This is a genomic window from Sinomonas sp. T428B (genome assembly GCF_056780155.1).
This window is the reverse complement of record NZ_JBRAZR010000001.1, coordinates 2,035,148-2,053,752: the sequence shown is the minus strand read 5'-3', so window position 1 is coordinate 2,053,752 and position 18,605 is coordinate 2,035,148. Positions and strand designations below refer to the sequence as shown.

Annotated in this window: 17 protein-coding genes; 16 read left to right on the top strand and 1 reads right to left on the bottom strand. The window is 72.7% G+C overall.

Features of this window, described 5'->3' with window-relative positions; all coding sequences use genetic code 11:
- Positions 1 to 4 precede the first annotated feature (4 nt).
- The 9 genes from ruvX to nusB all read left to right on the top strand — a co-directional run bounded on the left by ruvX (position 5) and on the right by nusB (position 8,032).
- The gene (gene ruvX, locus ACUYMY_RS09430; RefSeq protein WP_481703316.1) at positions 5 to 556 is read left to right on the top strand and encodes a Holliday junction resolvase RuvX; all 552 of its coding nucleotides are present in this window, start codon (positions 5 to 7) and stop codon (positions 554 to 556) included.
- A gap of 5 nt (positions 557 to 561) precedes the next feature.
- Positions 562 to 2,664, top strand: coding sequence for an endolytic transglycosylase MltG (mltG, locus tag ACUYMY_RS09425; protein ID WP_481703315.1), 2,103 nt, complete (start codon positions 562 to 564; stop codon positions 2,662 to 2,664).
- The gene (locus ACUYMY_RS09420) at positions 2,661 to 3,554 is read left to right on the top strand and encodes a shikimate dehydrogenase (RefSeq protein ID WP_481703314.1); all 894 of its coding nucleotides are present in this window, start codon (positions 2,661 to 2,663) and stop codon (positions 3,552 to 3,554) included. Before mltG ends, ACUYMY_RS09420 begins: the two co-directional genes overlap by 4 nt.
- A 26-nt stretch (positions 3,555 to 3,580) precedes the next feature.
- Complete coding sequence (gene aroC, locus ACUYMY_RS09415; protein ID WP_481703313.1) at positions 3,581 to 4,780, top strand: chorismate synthase; 1,200 nt, start codon at positions 3,581 to 3,583, stop codon at positions 4,778 to 4,780.
- Positions 4,777 to 5,346: a shikimate kinase gene (locus tag ACUYMY_RS09410; protein WP_481703312.1), complete on the top strand. Its 570-nt coding sequence runs from the start codon at positions 4,777 to 4,779 to the stop codon at positions 5,344 to 5,346. The genes aroC and ACUYMY_RS09410 overlap by 4 nt, the downstream gene beginning before the upstream one ends.
- On the top strand, positions 5,343 to 6,455 hold the full coding sequence (gene aroB, locus ACUYMY_RS09405; RefSeq protein WP_481703311.1) for a 3-dehydroquinate synthase: 1,113 nt from the start codon (positions 5,343 to 5,345) through the stop codon (positions 6,453 to 6,455). Before ACUYMY_RS09410 ends, aroB begins: the two co-directional genes overlap by 4 nt.
- Positions 6,452 to 6,961: a tetratricopeptide repeat protein gene (locus ACUYMY_RS09400; RefSeq protein WP_481703310.1), complete on the top strand. Its 510-nt coding sequence runs from the start codon at positions 6,452 to 6,454 to the stop codon at positions 6,959 to 6,961. Before aroB ends, ACUYMY_RS09400 begins: the two co-directional genes overlap by 4 nt.
- A gap of 97 nt (positions 6,962 to 7,058) precedes the next feature.
- Positions 7,059 to 7,622, top strand: coding sequence for an elongation factor P (gene efp, locus ACUYMY_RS09395; protein WP_481703309.1), 564 nt, complete (start codon positions 7,059 to 7,061; stop codon positions 7,620 to 7,622).
- Positions 7,622 to 8,032 (top strand): transcription antitermination factor NusB, encoded by a 411-nt coding sequence (gene nusB, locus ACUYMY_RS09390; RefSeq protein ID WP_481703308.1) that lies wholly within the window; start codon positions 7,622 to 7,624, stop codon positions 8,030 to 8,032. The genes efp and nusB overlap by 1 nt, the downstream gene beginning before the upstream one ends.
- Positions 8,033 to 8,151: 119 nt before the next feature.
- On the opposite strand, the gene ACUYMY_RS09385 is transcribed toward nusB, so the two are convergent.
- Complete coding sequence (locus ACUYMY_RS09385) at positions 8,152 to 9,252, bottom strand: PrsW family intramembrane metalloprotease (RefSeq protein WP_481703307.1); 1,101 nt, start codon at positions 9,250 to 9,252, stop codon at positions 8,152 to 8,154.
- A 446-nt stretch (positions 9,253 to 9,698) separates the two neighbouring features.
- Between ACUYMY_RS09385 and pyrR the strand changes: the two genes are divergently transcribed.
- Genes pyrR through pyrF form a run of 7 tightly spaced genes read left to right on the top strand, consistent with a single transcriptional unit; the run spans position 9,699 to position 18,541 of the window.
- Positions 9,699 to 10,274, top strand: a complete 576-nt coding sequence (gene pyrR / locus ACUYMY_RS09380; RefSeq protein WP_481705026.1) for a bifunctional pyr operon transcriptional regulator/uracil phosphoribosyltransferase PyrR — start codon at positions 9,699 to 9,701, stop codon at positions 10,272 to 10,274.
- The gene (locus tag ACUYMY_RS09375) at positions 10,271 to 11,278 is read left to right on the top strand and encodes an aspartate carbamoyltransferase catalytic subunit (RefSeq protein ID WP_481703306.1); all 1,008 of its coding nucleotides are present in this window, start codon (positions 10,271 to 10,273) and stop codon (positions 11,276 to 11,278) included. Before pyrR ends, ACUYMY_RS09375 begins: the two co-directional genes overlap by 4 nt.
- Complete coding sequence (locus tag ACUYMY_RS09370; protein WP_481703305.1) at positions 11,275 to 12,603, top strand: dihydroorotase; 1,329 nt, start codon at positions 11,275 to 11,277, stop codon at positions 12,601 to 12,603. The genes ACUYMY_RS09375 and ACUYMY_RS09370 overlap by 4 nt, the downstream gene beginning before the upstream one ends.
- Entirely contained in the window at positions 12,603 to 13,136 is a 534-nt protein-coding gene (locus ACUYMY_RS09365) for a PH-like domain-containing protein (RefSeq protein ID WP_481703304.1), read from the top strand. Before ACUYMY_RS09370 ends, ACUYMY_RS09365 begins: the two co-directional genes overlap by 1 nt.
- Before the next feature lie 11 nt (positions 13,137 to 13,147).
- Positions 13,148 to 14,326 (top strand): glutamine-hydrolyzing carbamoyl-phosphate synthase small subunit, encoded by a 1,179-nt coding sequence (gene carA / locus ACUYMY_RS09360; protein ID WP_481705025.1) that lies wholly within the window; start codon positions 13,148 to 13,150, stop codon positions 14,324 to 14,326.
- A complete protein-coding gene (gene carB / locus ACUYMY_RS09355) occupies positions 14,326 to 17,664 on the top strand; it encodes a carbamoyl-phosphate synthase large subunit (protein ID WP_481703303.1) in 3,339 nt (1,112 codons plus the stop codon). The genes carA and carB overlap by 1 nt, the downstream gene beginning before the upstream one ends.
- Positions 17,657 to 18,541: an orotidine-5'-phosphate decarboxylase gene (pyrF, locus tag ACUYMY_RS09350; protein WP_481703302.1), complete on the top strand. Its 885-nt coding sequence runs from the start codon at positions 17,657 to 17,659 to the stop codon at positions 18,539 to 18,541. Before carB ends, pyrF begins: the two co-directional genes overlap by 8 nt.
- The last annotated feature ends 64 nt before the right edge of the window (positions 18,542 to 18,605 follow it).

Below are 18,605 nucleotides of genomic sequence, written 5' to 3'. Positions count from 1 at the left end.
CCGGATGACTGCCCCCGACAGCAGTTCGCCCGTGTTCCGGCGCGGCGTCCGCCTCGCCGCGGACGTGGGGACGGTGCGCGTCGGCGTCGCCGTGTGCGACGCCGACGGCATCCTGCCGACCCCGCTCGCGACGCTCAAGCGGGACCGGAAGGGGAACCGCGACATCGCGGCGATCGTGCGCGAGGCCGTCGAGCGGTCCGCGATCGAGGCCTACGTCGGCCTGCCGCGGCTTCTCTCGGGCCGTGAGGGCGAGTCCGCCCAGCTCGCGAGGGATTTCGCTGCCAAGCTCGCGCAGGGTCTCGCCGACGCCGGGAGCGAGTGTGAGGTTCGACTCGTCGATGAGCGCCTCACCACGGTCGAGGCGCATCGCAGCCTTCACGCGGCTGGCCTCGGCTCTCGCGAACACCGTAGAGTGGTGGACCAAGTGGCCGCGGTCGGCATCCTCCAGCATGCGCTGGACCTGATCCGCGGTCGGGGTGCGGCGGGGACGGCAGTGGCCGCGTCCGGCACGCGGAGTGGGGAAATCCGTGGCGACGACTCGGACATGAGAGGCTAGCGAGGATGGACCCGAAGGAGAACACGACACCTGCCGTGCCCGAACGGCCCCTGACGCGCCGAGAGATGCGGGAGCGCGAGCGCGCCCAGCAGGAGGCCCAGCAGCGCATGCTGAGCCCGCAGCGGCGGGCCTACACGCCGCCGCCGTCGGCCTTCCCCCGCGCCGCGGCGGCCAGCGCCCCGCCCCCGAGCCCCTCGGCGAGCACGCGCCCGACCCCGACCGGGCCGACGACGTCCGTCCCGCCCACGGCCGCGGGCAAGAGCGTCCCGCCGGCGCCCCCGGTGACCGGAGCGCCCAGCGCGCCGCCCGCGGAGGCGTCGCACACGCCCGCACCGCCCGCCCGGCACGGCGGGCTGCGCGGCCGCCGCGCGTCGTCGTCCTTCGAGACCACCCCCGGCGCCGGCCCTTCCGCGTCACTGCCTGGGGCGTCCCCGACCTCGGCCTCGATGGGCTGGGGCTCGTACCCGCCGTCCTCGGGCCCGGCCGCCGCGGCGCCGAGTGCCCAGGCCGCTCCCAGCGCCCAGGCTCCCAGCGCCCCGGCCCCGACGTCTGCGTCCGCCGAAGCGCCATCCGACGGCGGGGGAACCCTGCCCGCACCGGTTCCCGCGGCCTCGCCCGCTACCGCCTTCCTCCCCGCCATCGTGCGCCGGGGCACCCCCGCCAGGACGCCGGCCGCGGGGGCACCCGGGGCAGCGCCCGAAGCCCCCGCGACCCGGCCCGTCGACCGCGTCACCGCGACCGGAATGCACACGGGTGGGGAGGCCGACGCCGGCCGCCGCCACACCTTCCCGGTCGCCGCCCAGCGTTTCGCCTCGCCGGCCACCGTCGCTGAACCTGAGGCGCCCACTGCAACCGAGCCCGCCAACACGGACTACGTCCATGAGGAGCCGCTGCACACCGGCCCCCTGCACACGGAGATGCTCGCCGCGGACCATGGCCACGACGAGTCGCTGCACGCCGGCCCCCTGCACACGGAGATGCTCGCCGCGGACCACGGCCACGACGAGTCGCTGCACGAGGTCTTCGGCGAGCCCGTGGCCCCGGCCCCGCGGCGCCGCAACCGGCGGCTGCGCGTCATCATCGGGCTGGGCCTCGCGATCGCCCTCTTCGTCGGCGCCGCCCTCGTCGGCATCCAGTTCCTCTCCCCGATCCTCGGGCTCGATCGCGTGAGCGACTACCCCGGGCCCGGAAAGGACGAGGTCGTCGTGACCGTCCAGGCGGGCTCCGGCCCGGCGGCCGTGGCCAACAGCCTCGAGAAGCAGGGCATCGTCGCCGACGCCAAGACGTTCCTCAAGGAGTTCGCCGCCACGGGGGCGAGCCTGCACCCGGGCGACTTCACCCTGAGGAAGGAGATGCGGGCCAAGGACGCCGCGCAGATCCTTGCGGGGTCCGGCGGCGAGAAGGTCCTCTACTTCGCGCTCAGCGCCGGACTGCGCGTCAATGAGTCGCTCGACGCGATCGCCGCGGGCACGGGGGCCGACCGCAAGGAGCTCGACGCGCTCAACGCCCAGCCCGCGCAGTTCGGCCTCCCCGCCCAGGCCAAGAACCTCGAGGGCTACCTCGCCCCCGGCGAGTACCGGTTCCCGGTCGGCACGAGCCCGAAGGACATCCTCGCCAAGCTCGTCGGCACGACGCTCGACACGCTCAAGGACGCGGGCGTCACGGACCCGGTCAAGCAGTACGACGTGCTCACTGTCGCGAGCATCGTCCAGGCCGAGGGCGGCCGCGCCGACTATGGCAACGTCGCCGGCGCGATTTACAACCGGCTCAAGCCCAACCCTGAGACCAACGGCCTCATCCAGTCGGACGCGACCGTCACCTACGGGCTCGGCCGCAAGAGCTATCACATCACCGAGCAGGAGAAGGCCGACACTTCCAACCCGTACAACACGTACGCCCACGCGGGCCTTCCGGCCGGGCCGATCGGATCGCCGGGGGCGACGGCGATCAAGGCCGCGGCGAACCCCACGGCGAACGACTACCTGTACTGGGTGACGGTGAATCTGGACACGGGCGAGACGAAGTTCTCCAAGACGTACGCCGAGCACCTCGGTTACGCCCAGGAGTACGAGCGCTGGTGCCAGGCCAATGCGGGGAAGTGCCAGTGACAGCTGAGCCTGGGGCCGCGCGCGCGGCCGTCCTGGGCCACCCGATCGGGCATTCGAAGTCGCCTGCCCTGCACCGCGCCGCCTATGACCTGCTCGGCGTGGAGATGGACTACGGGCGCTTCGACGTGACGGAGGAGGGCCTCGCGGACTTCGCGCGGCGCGTCCGCACTGAGCCCGGCTGGCGCGGGCTCTCCGTGACCATGCCGCTCAAGTCCGCCTTCGTGCCGCTCGTCGACAGGCTCGAGGGGCTCGCCGCCGAGCTGGGCGTGCTCAACACGGTCGTCGTCGAGGACTCCGCAGCGGGGCGCCTCCTCGTGGGGCACAACACGGACGTCGTCGGGATTGTCGAGGCGTTCCGGCACGCGGGGGTCTCCGCCGCCGTCGACCCGGTCATCGTGGGAGCGGGCAACACCGCCCTCGCCGCCGTCGCCGCGCTGACGCAGATGGGCGCCCGCCGCGTGGCCTTCCTCGTCCGCGACCCCGCGCGGGCGGGGGAGGCGGTCGGACTCGCCGGGCGTCTCGGGCTCGCGGTGCAGATCGCGGACATCGGGGCCTCGGCCGATCGGCTCGCCTCCGCCGACGTCGTCGTCAGCACCCTCCCGCCGCGCGCCGCGGACGGGCTCGCGGCGCGCCTCGCCGAGGTGCCGGAGCTCCCTGCCGCGGACGACGGCGGCCCCCGGGTGCTGCTCGACGTCGCCTACGACCCGTGGCCGAGCGAGCTCGGCCTGGCCTGGGAGGCCCGCGGCGGAACCGTGCTGCACGGGCTCGAGATGCTCGTGTACCAGGCCGTCGAGCAGGTCGTGCTCTTCACGGGCCGCGAGGAGGCCCGGTCTCCGCGCGTCACAGATGTGATGTGCGACTCAGTCGGTGTCCCGCGCCGCACGGCGTAGCGGGCCCCCGTGGCAGGATGGAAGATATGTTGCGTTGGTTGACCGCCGGTGAGTCCCATGGCCCGGCACTCGTAGGAATCGTCGAGGGCCTCCCCGCGGGCGTGGAGCTCACGAGCGAGGACATCCGGCGGTCCCTCGCGCGCCGCCGTCTCGGCTATGGCCGCGGCGCGCGCATGAAGTTCGAGCAGGACGAGGTCACCATCATCGGCGGCGTCCGCCACGGCCTGACCCAGGGCGGCCCCGTCGCCATTCAGGTGGGCAACACGGAGTGGCCCAAGTGGGAGCAGATCATGGCCGCCGACCCGGTCGCCGCGGCCGAGCTCGAGGGCCAGGCCCGCAACGCGCCCCTGACACGCCCGCGCCCGGGCCACGCCGACTTCACGGGCATGCAGAAGTACGGCTTCGACGAGGCCCGCCCGGTCCTCGAGCGCGCCTCGGCCCGCGAGACCGCGACCCGCGTCGCGCTCGGCACCGCCGCCGCGGCCCTCCTGCGCGCCCTCGGCATCGAGCTCGTGAGCCACACGACCCAGATTGCCGGCGTCGCGGCCCCCGAGGACGCCCCGCTCCCGCTGCCCTCCGACGTCGAGGCTCTGGACGCCGACCCGCTGCGCTGCTTCCACCCGCAGACCTCTGCCGCGATGGTCGCCGAGGTCGACGCCGCGCACAAGGAGGGCGAAACCCTCGGCGGCGTCGTCGAGGTCCTCGCCTACGGCCTCCCGCCGGGCCTCGGAAGCTACGTCCACTGGGACCGGCGGCTCGACGCGCGCCTCGCGGCGGCGCTCATGGGCATCCAGGCGATCAAGGGCGTCGAGGTCGGCGACGGCTTCCGCACCGCCGCGCGCCGCGGCTCGGCCGCGCACGACGAGATCGTGCGCGACAGCTCGGGCAAGATCGTCCGCTCGACCAACCGCGCCGGCGGGATCGAGGGCGGCATGAGCATCGGCGACGTGCTGCGCGTGCGCGCGGCCATGAAGCCCATCGCGACCGTCCCGCGTGCCCTGCGCACGATCGACGTCGCGACCGGCGAGGCCGCCAAGGCCCACCACCAGCGCTCCGACGTGTGCGCGGTGCCCGCGGCCGGCGTCGTGGCCGAGGCCATGGTCGCGCTCGTCCTGGCCCAGGCCGTGCTCGAGAAGTTCGGCGGGGACTCCGTGGCCGAGACGCGCCGCAACCTCGAGTCGTACCTCGATTCCATCCCGGCGAGCCTCGACTCGGTGGCCGGATGACCCCGACCCTGCGCCGGCTGGACCGGCCCGTCGTGCTGTTCGGGCCCATGGCAGCCGGCAAGACGTCCGTTGGCGTGGCCCTGGCCGAGCTCACCGGAGCCGAGTTCGTGGACACCGACGCACTCGTCGTGGCCGAGCACGGGCCGATCCCGGAGATCTTCGCCGCGCACGGCGAGGAGGGCTTCCGCGAGGCGGAGGCTGCGGTGATCGCCCGCGTCCTGGGCGGCGAGCACCCCGGGGGGCTCGTCCTCGCCCTGGGCGGAGGCGCCGTCCTGCGCGAGGAGACGCGCGCCCGGCTCGGCGGCGTGCACCGGGTCTACCTGAGGGCCTCGTGGGAGGACGTCGCCCCCCGCCTCGTGGGCAGCGACGACAGGCCGCTCCTGCACGGGGACGCCGAGGGCAGCTGGAAGGCGCTCATGGAGCGCCGCCGCCCCGTGTTCGAAGCGCTCGCGACCCTGAGCGTGGACACCGGGCGTGGTACGGCGCAGGACGTCGCGGCCGAGATCGCCGCCAGCCTGTGCGACATCGACGAGCCATGCGACATCGACCAGGGAGTGCAGGCATGAGCAGCGACGCTGCGGTCATCAAGGTCACGGGGAGCAGCCCCGCGGAGAACTACGACGTCGTCGTCGGCCACGGGCTCCTCGACCGGCTCGCGCCCATGCTCGGCGAGCGCGTGCGCCGGGTCCTCGTCATCCACCCCCGGGCCCTCCGCGCGACCGGCGACGCCGTGCGCGAGTCGCTCGCTGCGGACGGATTCACGGCGCTCACGGCCGAGATCCCGGATGCCGAGGAGGGCAAGCACATCCAGGTGGCAGCCTTCTGCTGGCAGGTCCTGGGGCAGAACGACTTCACGCGCTCCGACGCCGTCGTCTCCGTCGGCGGCGGAGCGGTGACCGACCTCGCGGGCTTCGTCGCGGCGACGTGGCTGCGCGGCGTCCGCGTCGTCCACCTCCCCACGAGCCTCCTCGGCATGGTCGACGCCGCGGTCGGCGGCAAGACGGGCATCAACACCGCCGAGGGCAAGAACCTCGTCGGCGCCTTCCACCCGCCCGCCGGCGTCCTGGCCGACCTCGACGCCCTCGCGACCCTGCCGCGCAACGAGCTGGTCTCGGGCATGGCCGAGGTCGTCAAGTGCGGCTTCATCGCCGACCCGCGGATCCTCGAGCTCGTCGAGGCGGATCCCGAGGCCGTCGCCGACCCGGCGTCTGCGACCGTGCGAGAGCTCATCGAGCGCGCCATCGCGGTCAAGGCGCGCGTCGTGTCCTCGGACCTCAAGGAGGCCGGGCTGCGCGAGATCCTCAACTACGGGCACACCCTCGGCCACGCGATCGAGCTCGCCGAGCGCTACTCATGGCGGCACGGCGCCGCGGTGAGCGTCGGGATGATGTTCGCCGCGGAGCTCGCCCGCAGCGTCGGGCGGCTCAGCGACGAGGTCGCCGACAGGCACCGGACCATCCTCGAGTCGCTCGGCCTGCCCACCTCGTACCGCGGGGACCGCTGGCAGGCGCTTCTCGACGGGATGCGGCGGGACAAGAAGTCCCGCGGGGACCTCCTGCGCTTCGTCGTCCTCGACGACGTCGCCAAGCCCGGCATCCTCGAGGTCCCGGACACGTCCCTGCTCTTCGCCGCGTACCAGGAAATCTCCGAAGGATCAGAGGGAACGGCCGCATGATCCTCGAACGTCGCGAATGGCCAGACGCCGGGTTCCCCGGCCTCGCCGTCAACCCCGAGACCCTCAGCGCGGAGATCGTCGACGAGGAGCGCTGCGAGGCGGCCCTCTCCACGAGCGATGAGCCGGCCGACCGCGCGATCGTCGAGCTCGCCCGCGGGCACGTCAACACCGCGGCCGAGATCATCGTCGAGGCCCGGTACCAGGACCCGGAGTCGTTCCAGCTCAAGGTCCTCGAGCTCGACGTCATGCGCGCTGGGAACCGGAACGACCGCGCCGTCGAGCGGGCGCAGCAGCTGCTCGCCGAGACCAAGGGCACCCCGCGCGAGGCGGTCGTCTACCAGTACCTCGGCAAGATCCAGTTCTCGCGCGGGCAGTACGCCGCCGCCGAATCGGCGTTCTCCAAGGCCCTCGACCTGCGGGTAGCCCAGGCGGCCGATGCGAGCCTCATCTACTCCACGACCGTGGCCCTTGGCCGCGCGCGCGAGCTCCTCGGCGCCCACGGCTGACCGGCGGGGACCGAGAGGGCGGCGCGGTCCGCTCCCACTTGGCTTGTAGAATGGTCTGCGGACTTCTCCCAGACCGCAGACCCCAGAGAGGCTTTTCGTGGCAACCACCAACGACATCAAGAACGGCACCGTGCTGAACCTGGACGGCCAGCTGTGGAACGTCATCGAGTTCCAGCACGTCAAGCCGGGCAAGGGCGGTGCCTTCGTGCGCACGAAGCTGCGCAACGTCCTCTCGGGCAAGGTCGTCGACAAGACGTTCAACGCGGGCACGAAGATCGACACCGCGACCGTGGACCGCCGCGACTACCAGTACCTGTACAAGGACGGCCAGGACTTCGTGTTCATGGACACCGACACGTACGACCAGCTCCACGTCTCCGGCGAGACCGTGGGCGACGCCGCGAACTTCATGCTCGAGAACCAGACGGTCCTCATCGCGCTGCACGACGGCGCCCCGCTCTACATCGAGCTCCCGCCGAGCGTCGTGCTCGAGATCACCTACACCGAGCCGGGCCTCCAGGGCGACCGCTCGTCGGCCGGCACCAAGCCCGCCACCGTCGAGACCGGCTACGAGATCCAGGTCCCGCTCTTCCTCGAGACGGGCACCAAGGTCAAGGTCGACACCCGCGACGGCAGCTACCTGGGACGTGTCAACGACTAGTGAGTGCCCGTGGCAAGGCCCGCTCGCGGGCCATCGAGATCCTCTTCGAAGCGGAGCAGCGCTCCGCCACGGTGTCTGAGGTCATCCAGCGCCGCCGGGACAACACCGAGCAGCTGATCAACCCGTACACCGTCCAGGTCGTGGACGGCGTCATCGCCAAGCAGGCCCAGATCGACGAGATCCTGCGCACGTACGCGCAGGGCTGGACGCTCGAGCGGATGCCCGCCGTCGACCGCGTGATCCTGCGGGTCGGCGTGTGGGAGCTCCTGTTCAACGACGAGGTCCCGGACGGCGTCGCCGTGAGCGAGGCCGTGGCCCAGGCCCGGACGCTCTCGACCGACGACTCGCCGGCGTTCGTCAACGGCCTCCTCGGCCGGATCCAGCAGCTCAAGCCGACGCTCCTGGCCTGAGCCCGGCATCCAGCCGCCGGGGGAGCGCCCGCTGCCCGAAGGGCCCCGCACCTGCGGGGCCCTTCGCGCTGCCCGGGTGTCTGCCCTGTTCGGACATCATGCCCTGCCTGGGCGTCAGCTCACAGGGGCCGCTGGTGGGCCGGGATGCCCGTCACCGCCGCCCTCAGCTGGACGACGCGCTCGAGCAGGGCCCGCTCGGTGCTCGCGTGCCCGGCGATGTCCCGGCCGCTGAGCACGCGCTGGCGCGTGTACGCGAGGTCCGTCGCGACGCGGATGAACTGCACCATCTCGGGCCGCCGGCCCACCGAGGCGGCCCAGCGCAGCCCGGCGGAGCGGCCCCGCGGCGTGGCGAGCATGTCGACCTCGAGCGGGGTGAACCAGCCGGCATCGGCATACTCCACGAGCCGGCGGTGCGTGAGGCGCGCGTCCGCGCGGCGCAGGAGGTACACGCCCACGACGGAGGCGGCGAAGAGCGGGATCTGGACGACGGCGTAGAGGATGAAGAAGTCCTCGCCGGCGCCGTTCCAGATGTTGTGCAGGAGCATCGCGGGCACGAGCCCGACGCCGAAGGAGACGACGGCGAGCCACGGGTTCCAGCGGCGCGCGGCGAGACCCATGACGAGGCCCGTAGCGCCCGTGAACATCGCGTGCGCGAACGGCGACAGCACGCCGCGGAGCGTGAAGATCACCGCGAGCGAGGCGGCCGAACCGCCGGTCTGGTCGTAGAGGCGGCCGAAGTACAGGATGTTCTCGGTGAAGGCGAAGCCGGCGGCGATCGTCATGCCGAAGACGATCCCGTCCACGGGCCCGTCGAAGTACTTGCGCGCCGCGAGCATGAGGATGAGCAGCCCGAGCCCCTTGGCCACCTCCTCGACGATGGGCGCCTGGACTGTGGCCAGGAACTCCATCGTGCGGGCCTCGCTCGCCCCGCGCGGGCCGAAGACCGCCATGAAGAGCGGCTGGATGAGGGTCGTGGCGGCGACCGCGACGGCGGCGCCCCACGCGAGGGCGAACACGAGCAGGCCCCGCGGCTCCGGCTCCCAGCGGTCGATGGCGAACACCGCGAGCAGCACGATGCCCAGCGGGAAGAGCGAGAGCACGAACCCGACCGTGAGCCCGCCGCTCCCTGTCGCGTCGAGGAGGAACGGCACGACGAGCGCGAGGCTGCCCACGACGAGCACGGCGCCGGCGACGAGGAGCACGACCAGGCCAGGGGCCATGGGGGGCCGCCCGGCGAGGGCGGGCACCGCTCTGGCCGCCGGCGCCGAGGCGGGCGGACGCACGGCCTTCGGCCGCGAGACGCCGGGCCGGTGCGGCCCCTGCCGAGGCTCCCTCTGTGATTCCCTCTGTGACTCCCTCCGGGAGGTCTCCCGCCCATGCGTTCCCTCCGCGGGCTGCTGCCCCTGCGGCGGGAAGCGCGGGGGCGGCACGAATCCGCCGGGATCCTCGGGCCCCTGCCGTGGGTCCGGCTGGTTGCTCGTCATGCCTCAAGGCTAGGCCCGCGAGCCCTCCCATGGGGCGTGACGGGGCTTACGGCCGCGGAATCCCGGGCAACGCGCTGTGGTAGCGTGGAGGAACAGTCTGTCCTTTTTAATTCCGTCCTGTGAGGCGGGGAAAGGGGTCTGCTGTGGCAACTGCCCCTGCAGAACAACAGGGTGACGGCGGCATGCGCCGGATCGTCCTGAGCGCCGGCGACATCGACCGGGCCCTCACGCGCATCGCGCACGAGATCCTCGAGGCCAACAAGGGCCCGGAGGGACTCGTCCTCCTCGGCATCCCGCGCAGGGGCTACCCCCTCGCCGTCCGGCTCGCCGCCAAGCTCGCCGCGGCCGACCCGGCCGTCGACCCCGAGCGCATCGTGGGCCAGCTCGACATCACGATGTTCCGCGACGACCTCGCCCGCCAGCCCACGCGCCCGCCGGCCCGGACCGTGCTGCCCGCGGGCGGCATCGACGACCGCGTCGTGGTCCTCGTGGATGACGTGCTCTTCTCCGGCCGCACCATCCGTGCCGCGCTGGACGCGATCGTCGACCTCGGCCGCCCCCGCAGCGTGCGGCTCGCCGTCCTCGTGGACCGCGGCCACCGCGAGCTGCCCATCCGCGCCGACCATGTGGGCAAGAACCTCCCCACCTCCCGCTCCGAGAAGGTCCGCGTCCGCCTCGCCGAGGTCGACGCCGGCGCCGGCTTCGCCGAGGACCTCGTCGCCATCGAGTCCGCCCCCGCGCAGGGGGAGGCCCGGTGAGGCACCTGCTCTCGACCCATGACCTCTCCCGCGCGGACGCGATCCGGATCCTCGACACGGCCGAGGAGATGAGCGCCGTCAACGACCGGGAGGTCAAGAAGCTCCCCGCGCTGCGCGGCCGCACGGTCGTGAACCTCTTCTTCGAGGACTCGACCCGCACGCGCATCTCCTTCGAGGCCGCCGCGAAGCGGCTCTCGGCGGACGTCATCAACTTCGCCGCCAAGGGCTCCTCGGTCTCGAAGGGCGAGTCCCTCAAGGACACCGCCCAGACCCTCGAGGCCATCGGCGCGGACGCCGTCGTCATCCGCCACCCCGCCTCCGGCGCGGCGCAGCGCCTCGCGACGACGGACTGGATCAGCGCCGCCGTCGTCAACGCCGGCGACGGGACTCACGAGCACCCCACCCAGGCGCTCCTTGACGCGTTCACCCTTCGCCGGCACTGGGCGAAGCTCGCGGGCACGCCCTCGGGCGGCACCGACCTCGCGGGGGCCAAGGTCACGATCGTCGGGGACGTCCTGCACTCCCGCGTCGCCCGCTCGAACGTGTGGCTCCTCACGACGCTCGGCGCGCACGTGACCCTCGTGGCCCCGCCGACGCTCCTGCCGATCGGCGTCGAGCACTGGCCATGCACGGTCTCCTACGACTTCGACGAGGCCATCGACGCCAAGCCCGACGCCGTCATGATGCTCCGCGTCCAGGCCGAGCGGATGAACGCCTCCTACTTCCCCTCGACCGGCGAGTACTCCCGCCGCTGGGGGCTCGGCGACGAGCGCTTCGCGCGCCTCGCCGAACTGGGGCTCAACGACACGGTGATCCTGCACCCGGGGCCGATGGTCCGCGGGCTCGAGATCTCCTCGACGGCGGCCGACTCGGCGCGCTCCCAGGTCCTGAGCCAGGTCGCCAACGGCGTCTCGGTGCGCATGGCCGTCCTCTACTTGCTCATGTCCTCCGGCCTCGACGGCCAGGACGCCACGATCGCCCACGCCAAGGAGACCGCATCATGACCGAGACCCGCTACCTGATCTCCGGCGCCTCCCTCTACGGCGAGAAGACGGCGGACATCCTCGTCGCCGACGGGCGGATCGCCGAGGTCGGCACCGGCCTCGACGCCTCCGGCGCGACCGTCGTCGACGCCGACGGCCTTGTCGCGCTTCCCGGGCTCGTCGACGTCCACACGCACCTGCGCGAACCCGGCCGCGAGGACGCCGAGACGGTCGAGACCGGCACCCGCGCGGCGGCCCTCGGCGGCTACACCGCGGTGCACGCGATGGCGAACAGCAACCCCGTTGCGGACACCGCCGGCGTCGTGGAGCAGGTCCAGACCCTCGGCCGCCGCGCCGGCTGGGCCGAGGTCCGCCCCGTCGGCGCCGTCACCGTGGGGCTCGCGGGCGAGCAGCTCGCCGAGCTCGGCGCGATGGCCGACTCGGCCGCCGCCGTGCGGATGTTCTCCGACGATGGCATCTGCGTGCACGACCCCGTGCTCATGCGCCGCGCCCTCGAGTACGTCAAGGCGTTCGACGGCGTCGTGGCCCAGCACGCGCAGGAGCCCCGCCTCACGGCCGGCGCCCAGATGAACGAGGGCGTCGTCTCGGCCGTGCTCGGCCTCCCGGGCTGGCCTGCCGTGGCCGAGGAGAGCATCATTGCCCGCGACGTCCTGCTCGCTGCGCACGTCGGCTCGCGCCTGCACGTGTGCCACGTCTCGACGGCCGGCTCGGTCGAGATCATCCGCTGGGCCAAGGCCCGCGGGATCGACGTCACGGCCGAGGTCACGCCGCACCACCTGTGGCTCACGGACGAGCTCGCGCGCACCTACAACCCGGTCTACAAGGTCAACCCGCCGCTGCGCACGGACGACGACGTGCAGGCCCTGCGCGCGGCCCTCGCCGACGGGACGATCGACGTCGTCGGCACCGACCACGCCCCGCACCCGAGCGAGCACAAGGAGTGCGAGTGGGCGCAGGCGGCGATGGGCATGACCGGGCTCGAGACCGCGCTGAGCGTCGTGCAGCACACGATGGTCGAGACGGGCCTCATGACGTGGCGCGACATCGCGCGGACCATGTCCGAGGTCCCGGCCCGGATCGGTCGCGTGGCCGACCAGGGCCGGCCGATCGCGGCGGGGGAGCCCGCGCACCTGACGCTCGTGGATCCCGCCGCCCGCTGGACGGTGGACCCGTCGGTGCAGGCCACGAAGGGGCGCAACTCGCCCTTCGCGGGCCGTGAGCTGCCGGGCCGGGTCGTCGCGACGTTCTATACGGGGCACCCGACCGTCCTGGACGGCGCCCTCAACGCGCCTCATCCGGCGGCCGAGGCCGCCGGGGCGCGCTGATGGAGCGTCTCGGCCCGGGCCTGCTCATGCTGGCCCTCGCCCTCGCGCTCATGGGGCTCGTCCTCGTGGGCTGGCGGGGGAGGCTGCGCCGGCAGTCCGGGATCGCGGCGCCCGCGCCCGTGCCCGACGCCGCGGCGCTCGGGGCCGAGCGGCTGCGCTGCAGCGGGCAGTATGTGGTCACGACCGGGGCGGGCGACTGGCTCGACCGGATCGCGGTGCACCGGCTCGGGGTCAGGACGACCGCGGACGCCGTGGTGTACGACGCCGGGCTCGTGCTCGAGCGCGCGGGCGCGCCGGACGTGTTCATCGCCGCGGGCGACCTGGACGGCGTCCGGCTCGAGGCGGGGATGGCCGGGAAGTTCGTCGAGGAGGGCGGGCTCGTGGTCGTGGCCTGGCGGCTCGGCGGCACGGCCGTGGACACGGGGTTCCGGCCGCGCTACGCACAGGAGAAGAATGCCCTCGTGGCAGCAATCGGGGATTTGGTACAGACCGCGCCGCGTGACGGCGACGGCGAGGGAAAGAGTGGACAGTGACTGAGAAGGGTATGAAGCGGCAGCAGGCCGTGCTCGTCCTCGAGGACGGGCGCGCGTTCCGCGGCCACAGCTACGGGGCCGTCGGCACGAGCCTCGGCGAGGCGGTCTTCGCCACCGGGATGACCGGCTACCAGGAGACCATCACCGATCCCTCGTACGCCCGCCAGATCGTGGTGCAGACGGCGCCGCACATCGGCAACACGGGCGTCAACGGCGAGGACGCCGAGTCCCGCCGCATCTGGGTCGCCGGCTACGTGGTCCGCGACCCCGCGCGCCGCCCCTCGAACTGGCGCAGCGAGCGCAGCCTCGACGAAGAACTCGAGGAGCAGGGCATCGTGGGCATCCAGGGCGTCGACACGCGCGCCATCACGCGCCACCTGCGCGAGCACAAGACGATGCGCGCCGGCATCTTCTCGGGCGAGGCCGCCCTGCGCTCGGACGCCGAGCTGCTCGAGACGGTCCGCGCCTCCCAGCGGATGGAAGGCTCACGCCTGGCGGAGGAGGTCAGCATCGACGAGGCCTACACCGTCGAGCCGGCCGACCACGGCTGGGACGGCGAGCCGCGCTTCACCATCGCCGCCGTCGACCTCGGCATCAAGTCCATGACCCCGCACCGGTTCGCCGAGCGCGGCGTGCGCGTGCACGTCCTGCCCGCCACCGCGACCCTCGAGGACGTCCAGGCGGTCCGCCCGGACGGCTTCTTCATGTCCAACGGCCCCGGCGACCCCGCGACCGCGGACGCCCAGGTCGGGCTCCTGCGCGAGGTCCTGGACAGCCGCCTGCCGTACTTCGGCATCTGCTTCGGCAACCAGATCCTCGGCCGCGCGCTCGGCTTCGGCACGTACAAGCTGCGCTACGGGCACCGCGGCATCAACCAGCCCGTCATGGACCGCCGCACGGGCAAGGTCGAGATCACGAGCCAGAACCACGGCTTCGCCGTGGACGCGCCGCTCGACGGCGCCCCCGTGGCCCCCGAGGAGCGCTACGGCCGCGTCGAGGTCTCGCACATCAGCCTCAACGACCAGGTCGTCGAGGGCCTCGCGTGCCTCGACATCCCGGCCTTCTCGGTCCAGTACCACCCCGAGGCCGCGGCCGGCCCGCACGACGCCGCGTACCTCTTCGACCGCTTCATCGACCTGATGGAGCAGTCGGCAGCCAACAAGACCCCCGAGACCGAGGAAGCGAAGTAATGCCCAAGCGCACGGATCTCAAGAGCGTCCTCGTCATCGGCTCCGGCCCGATCGTCATCGGCCAGGCCGCCGAGTTCGACTACTCGGGCACGCAGGCGCTGCGCGTGCTCAAGGAGGAGGGCCTGCGGGTCATCCTCGTCAACTCCAACCCGGCCACGATCATGACCGACCCGGAGTTCGCCGACGCGACCTACGTCGAGCCCATCACCCCCGACGTCGTCGAGAAGATCATCGCCAAGGAGCGCCCGGACGCCGTCCTGCCGACCCTCGGCGGGCAGACCGCGCTCAACACCGCGATCGCCCTCGACAAGAACGGCGTCCTCGCGAAGTACGACGTCGAGCTCATCGGCGCGAACATCGACGCGATCGAGCTCGGCGAGGACCGCGAGAAGTTCAAGGGCGTCGTGGAGCGCTGCGGCGCCGAGAGCGCCAAGAGCCACATCGTCCACACGATGGACGAGGCTCTCGTGGCCGCCGAGGACCTCGGCTACCCGATGGTGGTCCGTCCGTCGTTCACGATGGGCGGCCTGGGCTCGGGCCTGGCCTACGACGAGGCAGACCTGCGCCGGATCGTCGGCCAGGGGCTCCAGTACAGCCCGACCACCGAGGTGCTCCTCGAGGAGAGCATCCTCGGCTGGAAGGAGTACGAGCTCGAGATGATGCGCGACAAGAACGACAACGTCGTGGTCGTGTGCTCGATCGAGAACTTCGACCCGGTCGGCGTCCACACGGGCGACTCGATCACGGTCGCGCCGGCGCTGACCCTCACCGACCGCGAGTACCAGAAGCTGCGCGACGTCGCGATCGCCGTCATCCGCGAGGTCGGCGTCGACACGGGCGGGTGCAACATCCAGTTCGCCGTCGACCCCAAGACGGGCCGCGTCGTCGTGATCGAGATGAACCCGCGCGTGTCCCGCTCCTCGGCGCTCGCGTCGAAGGCGACGGGCTTCGCGATCGCCAAGATTGCCACGAAGCTCTCGCTCGGCTACACGCTCGACGAGATCCCCAACGACATCACCCAGAAGACGCCGGCGAGCTTCGAGCCGACCCTGGACTACGTCGTCGTCAAGGTCCCGCGCTTCGCGTTCGAGAAGTTCCCGGCAGCGGACCCGACGCTCACCACGACCATGAAGAGCGTCGGCGAGGCCATGGCCCTGGGCCGCAACTTCACCGAGGCCCTCCAGAAGGCCCTCCGCTCGCTCGAGCAGAAGGGCGCCCAGCTCGACTTCTCCTCGGTGCCGGAGTACGAGGTCGCCGAGCTCGTCGAGAAGGCCAAGCGGCCGACGACGGACCGCCTCGCCCAGGTGCAGCGCGCGCTCCTCGGCGGCGCGACCGTCGAGGAGCTCTACGAGGCCACGGGCATCGACCCGTGGTTCCTCGACCAGCTGCAGCTGCTCAACGAGGTCGCCGCCGAGATCAAGGCCGCCCCGGCCCTGACGGAGGAGATCCTGCGCCTGGCCAAGCGCCACGGCTTCTCCGACGAGCAGATCGCCGCGCTCACGCACTCGAGCGAGGCCGTCGTGCGCGGCGTGCGCCAGGCCCTCGGCGTCCGGCCCGTGTACAAGACCGTGGACACGTGCGCGGCCGAGTTCGCCGCCTACACCCCGTACCACTACTCGTCCTACGACGAGGAGGACGAGGTCGAGCTGCACGCCAAGCCGTCCATCATCATCCTCGGCTCGGGCCCGAACCGGATCGGCCAGGGCATCGAGTTCGACTACTCGTGCGTCCACGCGACGATGGCCCTGCGCAAGGCCGGCTACGAGACGGTCATGGTCAACTGCAACCCGGAGACCGTCTCGACCGACTACGACATCTCGACCCGCCTGTACTTCGAGCCGCTCACGCTCGAGGACGTGCTCGAGGTCATCGCGGCCGAGGAGCGCACGGGCGGCGTGCTGGGCGTCTTCGTCCAGCTCGGCGGCCAGACCCCGCTCAAGCTCGCCCAGCAGCTGGCCGACGCGGGCGTGCCGGTCCTCGGCACCTCGCCCGAGGCGATCGACCTCGCCGAGCACCGCGGCGCGTTCGCCAAGGTCCTCGACGACGCTGGCCTCGTCTCCCCGAAGAACGGCACCGCCGTCTCGTTCGAGGAGGCCAAGCGGATCGCGGACGAGATCGGCTACCCGGTCCTCGTGCGCCCGTCCTACGTGCTCGGCGGCCGCGGCATGGAGATCGTCTACGACGAGGCCAACCTCTCCCGCTACATCGCCAACGCGACCGAGATCACCCCGGACCACCCGGTGCTCATCGACCGCTTCCTCGAGGACGCCGTCGAGATCGACGTCGACGCCCTCTACGACGGGCGCGACCTGTACCTCGGCGGGATCATGGAGCACATCGAGGAGGCGGGCATCCACTCCGGCGACTCGGCGTGCGTCCTGCCGCCCGTGACGCTCGGGGAGAACATCGTCGAGCGCGTGCGCACGGCGACGGAGGCCATCGCCAAGGGCGTCGGCGTGCGCGGCCTCATCAACATCCAGTTCGCGCTCGCCTCGGACGTCCTCTACGTGCTCGAGGCCAACCCCCGCGCCTCCCGCACGGTGCCGTTCGTCTCGAAGGCCACGGGCGTGCAGCTCGCGAAGGCCGCCGCGCTCATCGGCACGGGCGTGACGATCAACCAGCTCCGCACGGCGTACCGCATGCTGCCCGAGGAGGGCGACGGCGCGCACGTCCCCGTCAACGCGCCGGTCGCCGTCAAGGAGGCCGTGCTGCCGTTCAGCCGGTTCCGCACGCCGGAGGGCACGGTCGTGGACAGCCTGCTCGGGCCCGAGATGCGCTCGACCGGCGAGGTCATGGGCATCGACAAGCACTTCGACACGGCGTTCGCCAAGAGCCAGGCGGGGGCCAACAACGCCCTGCCGACGTCGGGCCGCGTCTTCGTCTCGGTCGCGAACCGCGACAAGCGCTCCGTGATCCTGGGCGTGAAGAAGCTCGCGGACCTCGGGTTCGAGATCCTCTCGACCGGGGGCACGGCCGCCGTCCTGCGCCGCAACGGCATCCAGGCCACGGTCGTGCGCAAGGTCGGCGAGGGCGCGAGCGCCGAGGGCGAGGGCACGATCGTTGACCTCATCAACGACGGCGGCATCGACATGGTCTTCAACACGCCCTCGGGAGGCGCCGCGCGCGGCGACGGCTACGAGATCCGCGCGGCCGCGACCTCGAACGGCAAGCCCTGCATCACGACGGTCGCGGAGTTCAACTTCGCGGTCCTCGCGATCGAGGCCATGCGCAGCTTCGAATGGAGCGTCACGAGCCTCCAGGAGCACGCGGCCGCCGTACGCGGGGATGCTGTCGCTCCATCGACAAATGCGCCGTCGACTGAGGCCGCGAGTGTCTGACGCTGCCGGCGCCCACGCTGACGCGGCCTCGCACCGCGCCCCCTTCGGCGAGCGGCTCGGCGACGCCGTCGCCGAGCGCGGCCCGCTGTGCGTCGGCGTCGACCCGCACCCCTCGCTGCTCGCGGCGTGGGGCCTCGCGGACGACGCCGACGGGCTGCGCCGCTTCTCGCTCACCGTGCTCGAGGCGGTCGGGCCCGTCGCCGCCGCGCTCAAGCCGCAGGTCGCGCTCTACGAGCGCCACGGCTCGGCCGGCATCGCGGTGCTCGAGGAGCTCCTCGCGGCCTCGGCCGAGGAGGGGCTGCTCACGATCGCCGACGCGAAGCGCGGGGACATCGGCTCGACCATGGCCGCGTACGCGGACGCGTGGCTTCGCGAGGGCTCGCCGCTCGCCGCCGACGCCGTGACGCTCAGCCCGTACCTCGGCTTCGAGTCGCTGCGCCCGGCCCTCGACCTCGCGGCCGAGACCGGTCGGGGCGTCTTCGTCCTCGCGCTGACCTCGAACCCCGAGGGCGCGTCGGTGCAGCACGTCGGCGGCCCGGACGGCTCCGTCGCGCGGCGCATCGCCGAGGCCGCGGGCGCCGAGAACCGGCGCTACGCGGCGGCGGGGGCGGGCCAGGGCTCGGTCGGGCTCGTCGTCGGAGCGACCGTGGGCGACGCCGTCGGCCGGCTCGGCCTCGACCTCGCCGCGATGGGCGGCCCCATCCTCGCCCCGGGCCTCGGCGCCCAGGGCGCGACGGGCGCCGTCCTGCGCGAGACCTTCGGCGCCGCGTACCGCCAGGTGCTCGGGACCTCGAGCCGGGAGATCCTCGCGGGCGGACCGAGCGCCGCGGGCGTGCGCGAGCGCGCCGAGCGCACCCTCGCCGAGCTCGCGGCCTGATCCGCCGTTGCCAACCGGGCGGGGTCGGACTAGGTTCAACCATGCCCCGGGGTGACGGGCCTCC